Annotated in this window: 9 protein-coding genes; 3 read left to right on the top strand and 6 right to left on the bottom strand. The window is 63.0% G+C overall.

The window, feature by feature from the left end:
- Entirely contained in the window at positions 1-816 is an 816-nt protein-coding gene (locus tag BKX98_RS15220; protein ID WP_073707890.1) for a Cof-type HAD-IIB family hydrolase, read from the top strand.
- Positions 817-899: 83 nt separating this feature from the next.
- Here BKX98_RS15220 and BKX98_RS15225 read toward each other — a convergent pair whose 3' ends face one another.
- Genes BKX98_RS15225 through BKX98_RS15235 form a run of 3 tightly spaced genes read right to left on the bottom strand, consistent with a single transcriptional unit; the run spans position 900 to position 3,595 of the window.
- A complete protein-coding gene (locus BKX98_RS15225; RefSeq protein ID WP_073707891.1) occupies positions 900-2,108 on the bottom strand; it encodes an amidohydrolase in 1,209 nt (402 codons plus the stop codon).
- Positions 2,109-2,119: 11 nt separating this feature from the next.
- The gene (locus tag BKX98_RS15230) at positions 2,120-2,839 is read right to left on the bottom strand and encodes a hypothetical protein (RefSeq protein ID WP_073707892.1); all 720 of its coding nucleotides are present in this window, start codon (positions 2,837-2,839) and stop codon (positions 2,120-2,122) included.
- 9 nt (positions 2,840-2,848) lie between these two features.
- Positions 2,849-3,595: a DUF5058 family protein gene (locus BKX98_RS15235; RefSeq protein WP_073707893.1), complete on the bottom strand. Its 747-nt coding sequence runs from the start codon at positions 3,593-3,595 to the stop codon at positions 2,849-2,851.
- A 239-nt stretch (positions 3,596-3,834) separates the two neighbouring features.
- Between BKX98_RS15235 and BKX98_RS15240 the strand changes: the two genes are divergently transcribed.
- Both BKX98_RS15240 and BKX98_RS15245 read left to right on the top strand, forming a co-directional pair.
- Complete coding sequence (locus BKX98_RS15240) at positions 3,835-4,788, top strand: Lrp/AsnC family transcriptional regulator (protein WP_073707942.1); 954 nt, start codon at positions 3,835-3,837, stop codon at positions 4,786-4,788.
- A gap of 246 nt (positions 4,789-5,034) precedes the next feature.
- Positions 5,035-7,770 carry an aminotransferase class I/II-fold pyridoxal phosphate-dependent enzyme gene (locus BKX98_RS15245; protein ID WP_073707894.1) on the top strand — a complete coding sequence of 912 codons (2,736 nt, stop codon included), beginning with the start codon at positions 5,035-5,037 and terminating at the stop codon, positions 7,768-7,770.
- Positions 7,771-7,940: 170 nt separating this feature from the next.
- Here BKX98_RS15245 and BKX98_RS15250 read toward each other — a convergent pair whose 3' ends face one another.
- The 3 genes from BKX98_RS15250 to BKX98_RS15260 form a co-directional block, all read right to left on the bottom strand.
- The gene (locus tag BKX98_RS15250; RefSeq protein ID WP_083586975.1) at positions 7,941-9,176 is read right to left on the bottom strand and encodes a serine hydrolase; all 1,236 of its coding nucleotides are present in this window, start codon (positions 9,174-9,176) and stop codon (positions 7,941-7,943) included.
- Positions 9,166-10,791, bottom strand: coding sequence for a biotin carboxylase (locus BKX98_RS15255; RefSeq protein ID WP_073707895.1), 1,626 nt, complete (start codon positions 10,789-10,791; stop codon positions 9,166-9,168). The genes BKX98_RS15250 and BKX98_RS15255 overlap by 11 nt, the downstream gene beginning before the upstream one ends.
- Before the next feature lie 226 nt (positions 10,792-11,017).
- On the bottom strand, positions 11,018-12,421 hold the full coding sequence (locus BKX98_RS15260) for an NAD-dependent epimerase/dehydratase family protein (RefSeq protein ID WP_073707896.1): 1,404 nt from the start codon (positions 12,419-12,421) through the stop codon (positions 11,018-11,020).
- Position 12,422 lies beyond the last annotated feature (1 nt).

The following is a 12,422-nucleotide window of genomic DNA, read 5'->3' on the forward strand; positions in this document are numbered from 1 at the left end:
ATGCATACGATTGACCCGAACGCCCAGATCAAGCTCGTCGCCGTTGACATGGACGGCACCTTCCTGGACGGCGAGGGCCAAATCCCGGAGGCATCCTGGGCGCTCATCGACCGGCTCCAGGAACGCGGCATCAAGTTCGTGCCGGCTTCCGGGCGCCAGTTCGCCACCCTGCGCGAGCAGTTCGCCCCCTTGGGCGAGATCGCGATCATTGCCGAGAACGGCACCGTCGTGATGCATGGCGAGAACGAGATCTACTCCAACATCATCGGTAAGTCCTCGGTTGACGCGGTCATCCAGGCCGTCCGCGCGCAATCTGCGCTCGATGCCGGATTGGTGCTGTGCGGACGCCGCACCGCCTATGTGGAGCGCGCCGATGATGCGTTCGCCGCCGCGATTGCACCGTATTACCGTGCAGTGCAGGTGGTGGACGACCTGGCTTTGGTCGAGGACGAGATCATCAAGATGGCAATCAACGTCGGCACCGGTGCAGTGAAGGAGATGGCGACGGCGCTGGAAGTTCCGCTGCAGGTGGTGATCTCGGGGAGCCACTGGGTCGATGCGATGAATCATGGCGTGCACAAGGGCTTGGCCCTGAATGCGCTGCAGGAGAAGCTGGGAATCAGCGCCGATGAAACAGCAGTTTTCGGCGACTACCCCAACGACCTGGAAATGATCAAGGCCGCCACCTACTCTTTTGCGATGGCTAATGCCCACCCCGTGGTGGCAGAAGCCGCGAATTTCACTGCGCCGTCCAACCTTGATCACGGCGTGCTGCAGGTGCTCGGCGCCTACCTCGACGGGCGCGCCCAGCTCTGACACGCCGGGGGAGCTGAAACAGCTCAGGGCCTGGGTGAAGGAAATTTTCCTTCACCCAGGCCCTACGCGCTCTTGTTGGCTAGTTAGGCGCCGAGATAATGGCGAATTCCGGCCAAGGCTGCGCGCACGCCGGAATCCAACGCTCCACGGTACTCAGGCAGGAAGAACGGGGAGTGGTTGCCAGCCGGTGCCGGGTCCTGCGGGTCGGCGCCGCCGAACATCCAGAACACATTCGGCACGCCGATGGCATCGCCCAGCGAACCGAAGTCCTCGGATCCCATCAGCGGCGGCACCAGGCGGACCTGCTCCTCGCCGAACTCCTGGCGCAGCGCGCCGACGACATTGCCGGTGTGCTCCGGGTCGTTGTACAGCCGCGGGAAGGTGTAGAGCTGCTCGATCTTCGGCCGAGGTGCCCCTGAGGCATCCGCCTCGGCATTGATGATCCGGGTGACTGCTTCCAGGACCTTCTCGCGCACCGGCTCGGTGAGTGTGCGGATGTTCAGCGTGAATACCGCGGTGTCGGGGATGATATTTTCCTTCAGGCCCGCGTGGAAGGAGCCGCAGGTGACCACGGCCGAATCCAGCGGATGCAGCTCGCGCGAGGTGATGGTCTGGAGCCGGGTGATGATATTGGCTCCGAGCACAATCGGGTCGATGGAATCCTGCGGCTGGGAACCGTGGGCCTGCTTGCCGTAGAGGGTGACCTCCAGCGAGTTGGCCATGGCCATCGCCGATTCCGGGGTGATATGAATGGTGCCGGTGGCAAAGGGGAATACGTGCTGGCCGAGGACCGCGGTTGGCCGCGGTGCCCGATCCCACAGGCCGTCAGCGAGCATTGCGGCGGCTCCCGCGCTGGTTTCCTCGCCGGGCTGGAAGATGAACACCACGGTGCCGGCCCACACATCGGTGCTGCGCACGAGCACCCGGGCCGCGCCCAGGGCGCTGGCCACATGGGTGTCATGGCCGCAGCCGTGCATTACCGGGACCTCGGTGCCATCTGCCAAAAAGCCCTTGGCGGTGGAGGCGTACTCCGCCTTGGTGTCCTCGGCAATCGGCAGGCCGTCGCTGTCGGCGCGGAAGGCCACCACCGGGCCTTCGCCGTTGCGCAGGATGCCCACCACGCCGGTGCCGCCGCAACGGAAGTGCTCGATGCCCAGTTCGCTGAGCTTGGATTCGATGAACGCAGCGGTGTTGTGCTCCTGCATGGACAGCTCCGGGTTGCGGTGCAGGTGCAGGTAGTCCTCGTGCAAGGCCTGGGTTTCGGCGTCGGTGAGTCCGTAGGTGTTCAGCATGCGATGATCCTCTAGCTTTCTGAAGTGTGGATTTTCTTGCGGTCGCGCAGGACCCAGGAGAAGACAATGGAGGCGATGACCACGATGGCGGTGGCGAACATGCCGATGGCCGGAGCCATCGGGACAACGACGAAGTTCATCACCAGGGCCAGCACGATCGCGATGACCGTCGGGCGCAGGGACTTCATGGCCACGATGCATTGCACGAGGACCGCGCCCATCAGCGACGGCAGGATGTACAGGCGGGCCACATCAATGACATCGGCGGGGATCATGGACACCAGCCAGGTGCCCAGCAGGCCGACGAACAGCAGCAAGCTGGTCAGGTGGACGGTGGCGGCACCGCAGATGGCCATCACCGCGGCCAGGTCGCCGCGCTTGGTTCCGGGCCTGGCGCCAATGGTCGATTGCGCCACGATGGCCGCGGGCAGCAGCTTGTTGGAGATGTTGCCGATCATGAAGGCCTGGTACATGGCGGCCGAACCCAGGATGGGGAAATAGGTCAGCGGCTCGACGAACCAGAGCACCCCGAAGGTGCCGGCTACGGTCAGGAAGGCCACCCAGATCATTGTGCTGGTGATCTCCAGCCCGCTGAAGAAAGCGATGTAGATCGGGCCAATCAGGGACAGGACCAAGCCGATGAGCATCGTGATGGACCCGTAGCGGGAAGTCTGCTTCTCGAAGCGCGCCATCGAAGCGTCGGCGCTGGACAATTGGGATGTCGTAGTCATGATCGGTCCTTAGGCGGTGTGCAGGAAGTAGGCGGCGACGATGGAGATGACGATCGAGATGCCCAGGGCCCATTCCTTCAGCCACTTGAGCTCCAGCACCTTGGCCAGGTAGAGGCACAAGCCCATGGCCGCAGCGGAGATGCCGACCAGGATCAGGTGCACATTGGACTTGGGCAGCTCGGCGATGGTCAGGGCGGAGAAGGCGCCGAGCAGGGCGGCGGCGGGGATCAGCGCCATCACTGCCGGGTTGCGCTTGGCCAGCGTGGAGCCGCCCTTCTTCAGCAGCGGTGTCATGATCAGCGTGCAGATCATCCACATTGCGCCGGACAGGCTCATCGCCATGAATGCGACGCCGAAGACCTGCTGCGTGTAGCTGTCGCCGCCCAGCTGGGCGCCCATGGTGCCCGCGGCGATGCTGGCCGAAGCAGTTTCGGCCGCGGCAGAGCCGATCAGGCCGATGCGCACCAGCACAGCCGGAGTGCCGAACAGGGCCAGCAGGGCAATAGCCACGAGGACCACGGCCAGCGAAGGCCCGATGGAGGCTACCGCGCCAGCGCGGAAGGATTCCTTGACCTCATTGATTGGCATGTCCACGTGCGGGGCGGCCTTCTTCGCTGCACGCGAGTACAGGATGCACTGGACGAAGATGACCGCGAAGACGCCCAGAGCGCAAATCCAGAGAACGGGGGAGTTGGCGACAGCCCAGATATCGGTTGAACCAGGATCACCTGCCGCCATGACGAGTTGCGGATTCATTTGCGCTCCTAGGGTCTGAAAATCAATGTGAGGTGGATCTCTTTCGGGTTCAACGATCCGGGATTAGAATGCTTCTGGCAAGATATGGATAGATTGGCCATAATTCTGGCCAATTCCTCCAAATCGACCCGAATTGCATCCCGGATATCGGGGATTTCGACGAATGTATCGGGCGTTTTTTCGTATAGTTCGTAAAAGTACCGGCGATGAACGACGGTTGTGGCCTGAAAGTAGGAATGATGAAGGATTTGACCGAGCTCAGCGACCTGGAACGCCGAATTATTGTCGCGTTGCAGGTGGATGGCAGGGCAACGTGGCGCAAGATCGCCAGGGTGATTGGCGAACCGGAACGCACCGTAGCCCGCTACGGATCAGCGATGCTTGAGCAGGGCAAGGTGAAGATCGCGGCCATTTCCCATCGCTCCGGCGCTGTCATCGCTTCGCTGAGCTGCGCGCCGGGAACGATCCCGGTTGCCAGCCAGGCGCTCTCCGCGCGAACCGACACCAGCTTCACCTATATGGTCACTGGTGAGAGCGACGTCGTGAGCGAACTGCACTATGACGGCGGGCTGCAGGACATCCTCACGCTGCAGCTGCCAGCGACACCGGGCCTGAGTAATATCCAGATCTACCCGATCCTGAAATACTTCAAGACCATTCGCGCCTGGCGCGGCGGGGAGCTGAGCCAGGGGCAGGAAGCGGCGTTGTCTCCCAGCGCAGGAGGCGAATTAATTGCATGGAACCCTATCGGGGAGCTAGGCGAAAGCGATCACCTCATAATCGACGTGCTGCGCAAGGACGGACGCGCCAGCATCGAGGCCATTTCGCGCCAGGTGCGCATGAGCGAAACGTCGGTCTCCCGCCGGGTCGACTGGCTGTTGCGCGGCGAGCACATCAGCATCCGTGCACTGGTTGACCCGGCACTGATGGGGTTCAAGGTCGAAGCGCTGCTCTGGGTCCAGGTCTCCCCTGCCGATGTGGATGCGCTGGGAACCCTGCTCGCTGGATTGCCGCAGGTCAGATACGTTGCAGCGGTGGCCGGTGATGCCCAGCTGCTGGTCGATGTCACGGTGCCAACCCAGCGGGATCTCTATGAATTCATTGCCAAGACCAACTGGGGCGAAATGGTCCAGCTGCGCACCTCGATGGTGCTCGGGGCGCGCAAGCGCGGCGGGCAGCCCGCGGAATCCTGAGCGGTCGGCAAGGCAAAAGAATTCAGCGATAATTCACCGGTTTCTGGCTCTTGCTTCCGGTTCATTCCACCTGCGGTAAACGCTGGGTGAACACTTCATCGAATGACGAAAATAATGCGTAATATCGCCGAAACGGTTCGAAACGGTTCCGGAAGTGGCATAGTCTCTCGATACCGAGCGGGGCAGCTGTGCTCGCGCGGTTAACAACCAGTTAACTCTGCAGGGGCGAAAGGAAGACCGGCAACCGTGAGCAAGAGGTTGACCTACGGGACGAACCAAGGAACGGCGACGCCCGAAAGCGCGTGGCGCAAGCGCAAGGATGCGTGGGAGCACTTGGGTTATGTACTCAGCGAGATTTCTTCTGAATACCAGGAGGAAGAACGCCGCACAGAACATGAGCTGGAAGCCGGCCGGTTGATGGGGCTACTGGCAGCCATCGAACCGTACTGGGCGAATCCCGGCATCGACTACTTCAACGAGGTTTCCCGGCTCATGTCCGGCGGGCAGTATGAAGATGCCATGAAGCTGGTCTACCAAGCGAACCAGACCTTCAGGAACCAGACCCAATATGTCGACATGGACGGCCATGAAGGGGCGGAAGCGGATCCGGCCCAGCTGGGCAATGTCGCACCGGGCCCCGGCAAGGCACAGGTCCCGATGGTGGAAATCCTGCTGGTGGACAATGGGCCTGCGGAAGAAATTGAGCGTTTCAAGGACGAAATCGCCGAACAGCGCCAGCATACCGATCCTTTCCACTACAACTTCGTGGTGGTGCCCAGCGTGGAAGACGCCTTGGCCGCGATCCTGATCAATCCCGGCATCCAGGCGGTCGTGCTGACTGCCCGCTTTGATGTCTGCACGCGCCGCCGGCTCTCCTCGACGCTCAAGAATTTCATTGCCCGGCGGATGGAGGGCTACTTCCAATCCACCAAGCAGATCCGCGGCCTGCTGGATTTGGAAAACATCCTTGACCAGTTGCGGCCCGAAGTTCCGGTGTACCTGATCGCGGGAGTTGCGTTGGAATCCATCGCCCACGAAATCACCGGGCGCTTCCGCAGGATCTTCTCGCGCAACGACCGGATGGACCTGCACCTGTCGATTGTCTCGGAAGTGCTCGAACGGTACCAGACCCCGTTCTTCAATGCCCTGCAAAAGTACGCCAAACGGCCCGGTGGAGTCTTCCATGCCATGCCGATTTCCCGTGCCGGATCGGTGCAGAACTCCCCGTGGGCACGGGACCTGGTGGACTTCTACGGCAAGAACCTGCTGCTGGCAGAAACCTCGGCCACCTCCGGTGGGCTCGATTCCCTCTTGGATCCGCAGAGTTCCATCAAGAAGGCCCACGAGCTGGCGGCCCGCGCTTTCGGCAGCCACCGAACCTACTTCGTCACCAACGGCACCTCGACGGCCAACAAGATCGTGCACCAGTCGATCCTCGCCCCGGGGGACATCGTGCTGGTGGACCGCAACTGCCACAAGTCGCACCATTATTCCCTGGTGCTGGCCGGAGCGAACGTGAGTTACCTGGAGGCCTACCCGCTCAACGGGCACTCCATGTACGGGGCGGTGCCGCTGGAAGAGATCAAGGGACGGCTGCTGCAGTTGCGCCGCGAGGGCCTGCTGCACAAGGTCAAGATGCTGACGCTGACCAACTGCACCTTCGACGGGATCATCTATGACCCGCGCCGGGTGATGGAAGAATGCCTGGCGATCAAACCCGATTTGGTATTCCTCTGGGACGAGGCCTGGTTCGCCTTCGCCGGGTTCCACCCGGTGTACCGACGGCGCACCGCGATGACCGTGGCTGGGGTGCTGGAAGCAGAACTGGACAGCGCCGAATACCGCGAGCGCTACGCCGCGCAGCAGCTTGCGCTGCCGGAACCGGGCACCATTGCGCACCCAGAGAACGACCAGGCCTGGCTGGACACCCGGTTGATTCCGGATCCGGAGCAGGTCCGCCTGCGCGTGTACTCCACCCAGTCCACGCACAAGACCCTGACCTCCTTGCGCCAGGGCTCGATGATCCACATCTATGACCAGGATTTCGCGGTGCGCAACCTCAACGCCTTCCGTGAGGCCTACATGACCCACACCTCCACCTCGCCGAACTACCAGATCCTTGCCTCGCTGGATATCGGCCGCCGGCAGGCAGAGCTGGAAGGCTATGCGCTGGTGCAGCGACAGGTCGATTTGGCGCAGTCGATTTCGCGGGCCATGGCGCGCAACGAGCTGCTGGGCAAGTATTTCAAGATCCTGCACTCGACGGATCTGATTCCGCAGAAGTACCGTCACTCCGCGACGCAGAACCCGGTGCGCGACGGCCTGGCGGCTTGGGACGAAGCCTGGGCGGCAGACGAGTTCGTGGTGGACCCCTCGCGCTTGACCTTGGACATCAGCCGCACCGGCGTGGACGGGGACACCTTCAAGCACGAGTACCTGATGGATGGGCACTCGATCCAGGTCAACAAGACCAGCCGCACCTCGGTGCTGCTGATGACCAATATCGGCACCACGCGTTCCGCAGTGGCGCACCTGATCGAGGTGCTGGTGAAGATCGCCGAGGAACTGGACCGCAAGCGCCGGCTGGATGGCCGCGTGCTGGCGCTGGGGAAGAAGCCTGCGACCGAAGAGATTCCACTGCCGGACTTTAGCGCCTTCGCTCCTGAATTCTCCCGAGGCGGCGGAAGCGGCGACATGCGCTCGGCCTACTACCTGACTTACCAGGATCCGGCGACGCATTTCCTGTCCTCGGCGCAGATCCGTACCCAGCTGCTGGCGGGGGACCGCGTGGTCTCGGCGGTGTTCGTCACCCCGTACCCGCCGGGCTTCCCGGTGCTGGTTCCGGGGCAGGAGATCACCTTGGGCATCTTGGACTACATGGACCGGCTCGATACCCGCGAGATCCACGGGTACCACCAGGACTTGGGCTACCAGGTATTCACCTGCGAAGCCCTGGAACAGGTCGCGGCGCAGCAGTCCTGAGCGTGCAGAGCGGCTTGAGCTGAACACAGTGCGAATCCGCCCGGTTTTGCCGGGCGGATTCGCGCATCAGTTGTGCAGGGACTGGAGCGCAGGATGGCCGCCGGCACAACGTCCTAGGCCCTGGTTCGCGCACGATGCGCAAACCAAGGCCTTGGCCAGTGGCCTGGAGGCTATACTTTCCGTTCCGCCAGATGCGCCGAGATCGCCTCGAACGCGCGAATGGTCGGGAACAGCTTGGAAGCGTCCTGCGGCAGCGGCCAGCTGGAGAGCTTGACCGCGACCAGCTTGGTCGCCGGATCCATGTAGATCATCTGTCCATGGATGCCCAGGGCCACCGCGGCCCCGGTGGCAGGGTTCGGGAACCAGATCTGGTTCCGGTAGTGCCCGCCGGGCATCATGTTATCGCCCGGCGATTGGGAAAAAGCCTGGACCAGCGCGGGATCATCGATGAAGGTATCGGCAATCCATTCCTCGGAGAGCACCTGCTTGCCGGTCAGCGCCCGCCCGCCATTGACATAGAGATGGCCGAACCGCGCCAAATCGCGCAGGCAGGCGTTGAAGCCGCCATCGAACATGCCGGTGCCGAACTGGTCAACACCCATCACCAGGTCTTGCTGGGCCCCGAGCTTCGACCAGACATAGTCTGAGAGCAGTTCCTGCATCGGGGCGCCGCCGGCGGCTTCCAGCACCCAGCCGAGGGCATCTGTTTCGCAGGAACGGTATTCGAACACCGAGCCGTGCGGTCCCTTGGCCTCCAAGGTCAGCAGGAACTCGTACATCCCGATCGGGCCGATGTCGCCACGCTGCGGCGCCCAGCCGATGGCTTCCTCCAGCTGGCGCACCTCGGCCTGCGGATCCAGGTACTCCTCGGAAAACCTGATCCCCGAACGCATATCCAGCAGGTCGCGCACGCGGGCGCCGGCATAGCCGCTGCGCTCCAAGGCCGGCACGTAGGTGGTCACCGTCTGCTCGGTATCGAGCTTTCCGGCATCCACCAGCGCACCGGCCAGGGAGCCCACCAGGGTCTTGCTGACCGACATCAGCAGATGATCGGTCAGCGAGGTCATGGTGTTGTAGTACTTCTCCCAGAGGATCCGTCCGTTGTGCATGACCAGCACGGCATCGGTATTCGTCGCGTGCATTACCCCGCGCACGGTCAGTGCAGGGTCGGTAATGCTCGCTTTGGCAACTTCCAGCTTGCCCAGCTTCTCCTCGGCCAGGTGCAACCTGACGATCGGGCCGTCTCCGCGCGAAACCTTCACGGTGGGATGGATCCGGGCGATGTTCTGGAAAGAGCGCTTGATGTTCTGCGGGTACTGCCAGGTGGCGATGTTCAGCGCCTTGCTGGGAGGACCTGCGAGGTTAGCCGCCATGTGCCCGGCGGCATCAGTCGCTTCAGTTGCCATGCTCTGCTGGCGGAACGTCAATTCCCTTGTACTGGGATCGGATGCAGGAGATGAAGTGCTTGGCATCGATGCTGAGCTTGGTTTTCTTCTTGCCTTCGTACTGCAGCTTGGCCTTGGTGACCAGGACCCCAAGATCGGCTCCCTTCCATCGGTAATCCTCAACGCCGTAGATGCGCAGGAAGAATGCTTCCTTGTGGGTCTGCAGCTGGTGCCAGTCCAAGGCGGAACGGGAGAACTGCAGCTTGCCCCGCGAGTCGAGGTAGTAGTTGCCAGTGCGCGGCGCGTGGGTGATGTACTGCAGGATGTCATCGGTTTCCTTGATGATCATGTGGCTCCAGACATCGGCCCCGCTCATCTCTTCCCAGCGGGCGTTGATCTCGTCGACATCCAGCTCGAAGTCCACATCGAGGTATTCGAGCAGGTGGAAGAGGAACAGCGGCACGTCGGCGTAGGCGCCGGCGGTGACGTTGGTGATGGCGCTGGCTCCGGAAATGCGCGGGTTCAGCTCGCCGAGGTACACCTCGTCGGTGTCGGTGTCCACCAGCACGTCCACCTCGAAGAACCCGCGGTAGCCGGTGTCCTTGAGGCCGTTGCCCACCTTGCGTACCAGGTCGATGGCGCGCGAGCGCTGGGAATCGGTGACCACATCCGGGTGCATCTCGTTGCCGCACCAGCCGCCCTTGTACGGGGTCAGCTCCTTGTATCCTGCCAGTTCGGTCAGGATCGGACCGACCACGGTGCCGCATTCGGTCAGCACCGCTTCGACGGCCACCGGCTGGTTGTTGATGCGCTTCATGATCTTCAGCTGCTCGCCGATGATGTTCTTGGAGTGCTGCTTGAACTGCGCCTTGGAATCGATGAAGAAGGTCGTCTTGCCCGAATCGCCGTACGGGGTTTGCACCACCAGGTCATCGCCCAGGCCGGCTTCCTCGGCTAGTTTTATGAGCTCCTCGTAGCTATCGGCGGTGCCCAGCACGTTGGGCACCGATGGGGCGCCAGCCGCATTGCCCAGCTTGGTGGTGACGATCTTGGAATCCAGTTCGGTGCGCAGTGCCGCCGAAGGCAGGATCAGGTCGTAGCCCAGCTCCTCGCAGATCGCTTCGGTTTCCTCGTCGAAGAAGACCATCGCGATCTTCGGGCGCGGACCGCCCGGGGTGCACTGGGAATCGATGTATTCGCGGACCTCGGAGTTCTCCAGCAGCCAGTTGTTGATCTCTTCGGCGCTCTGGAAATCGACATAGGGCTTCTCGGCGGGGGTGAAGACCCGCGGGTGATGGCCATCCCAGCCGTCGTAGTAGGTGATGTAGCTGAATTTGCGGACCCAGCGGTCAAGGCCCAGCAGGTTGACCGGGGTGGCGCCGAGGAAGAAGATCGGGGTGGTGTTGGTGCGGAAGAAATGGCGGACTTCGCTCATGTTCTTCAGCTTGCGGTCCATGCGCAGGACCTTGGCCGGGAGATTTGCCGGTTCGGACTCGTTGTAGGCCGCGTCGACCGCGACGTTGGCGCTGAGCTGATCGGTGACGGTGCGTGCCTTGTGGCGCAGCTTGTCGAGATCGCTGGGTTTGGGCATGCGGTGGCGAGAAGCCGGGGCGTGGGCTTCAAGAATGTTGGCCATGATGTGGAGATGTCCTTTGAAACTGTCCGAAGTAGGGCAATGGCACGGCGCAATGCGTGACAGTTTCATGCTCAGGGCTCTTTGCAAGCACCGGCACACGTTCTGCTTAACGGGTGGTGAACATTGCGCCAGCACCCGCTGTTGCAGCTTGTGACTTGGCATGCAACGGCGGGCGCGGGATCAATGCGCGGTGAAGATTACTCCTTATTGCAGCAGTGCACGGACGCTAGCTGGATACCGTGGCCGCGAAATCCAGCTGCTGGAACTCGAATCCTGCCTGCTGCAGGACTTCGCTGGTGACCTTGCGTCCGGTCAACGCGACCCGGGCGTTGGAGCCCATGACCGCGGCGCCGACCTTCGGAAGCACCGAACCGGTGGGCAGGCCAGGCAACCCGGCGATGGAGCGCAAGGCTGCCATGACCTCGGCATTGCGCAGCGGTTTCGGGCAGGCTGCATGCACCAGGCCGGCAGGGATGGCCGGCTCCTCGAAGCCGAGCAGGCAGCGGATCAGGCGCAACCAGTCTTCCAGCCCGATCCAGCTGAACCACTGCTTGCCATCGCCCATCGGACCGCCCAGGCCGGTATTCACCAGCAGGTTCAGCGGGCCGAGCAGCGGAGCGTCGGGGTGCATCACCAGCGAGGTGCGCAGCAGGTAGCGCTGCTCGGCATTGACCTCGGCCCCGGTGAAGGCCTGTTCCCAGGCGGAGGCGACCCCGGTCATTTCCGGCAGGGCGCGCTGGTCGGTGGGAACCGGGCTGGATTCGGTCAGCTCCTCTTCGCCGGCATCGCCGAAGATCGCGGTGGTGCTGGCCTGGATCCAGGTGGCAAGCTTCGGTGCCGCCGCAGCGGCTTCGGCCAAGGTCTGGGTGGAGGCCACGCGCGAACCGGTGAGCGCCGCCAGGTTTTCCGGGGTGTTGCGCTTGTCGACGCGCTCGCCGGCCAGGTTGACCAGGTGCACCGGATGCTTGCTGGCCAGCACATTGGCCCAGGCACCCTGGTGGACTCCGTCCCAGCTGTACTGCTCGGCAGGGAAATCATCCTCCGGGTTGCGAGTCAGCACCGAAACTGACATGCCGCGGCAGACCAGGTCCGCGACCAGGTTGCGGCCGAGGAATCCGCGTCCGCCGGAGATGACCACCTGGGCATCGCGCTTGCGGTGCGCGCTCGGGGCGATGATCCGGTAGAGGCGGGCCGCGGCGATGGCGAAGTCCTTGCACAACGCGTTGGCCACGGTGAATTTGAAGGCGGTGGTGCCCGGGCCGTTGAGCTCAACGGTGAAGCGCAGCACGCAGCCGTGCTCATGCGGCTCGACCTGCCAGCGCAAGACCATCTCGCCGGCGGGCTGCGGCTGGGTGAACTCCACCATCAGGGTGTCCTGGTTGCGGCGGGTGATGGAACCCGACGGGGCGGTGCTGCGGTGCAATGGGCCGAAGAGCTTGCCCGGCGGCAGCAGGTCGACCTTGGTGCCCACCCCGCGCTGGTCATCGTGCACGATGAAGCCGTCGAAGCTCTTCATCCACTGCCCGGTCTGCGACAGGTTGCCCACGATCGAGTAGACGGCTTGCGGGTCAGCGGCCAGGAATTGCGACTCGGTGCGCTGCCAGTGCGTGAACTTGCTCGTGGTGCTCATC

The sequence above is a fragment of the Glutamicibacter sp. 0426 genome, assembly GCF_001906485.1.
In the GTDB taxonomy this organism is placed as follows: domain Bacteria; phylum Actinomycetota; class Actinomycetes; order Actinomycetales; family Micrococcaceae; genus Glutamicibacter; species Glutamicibacter nicotianae.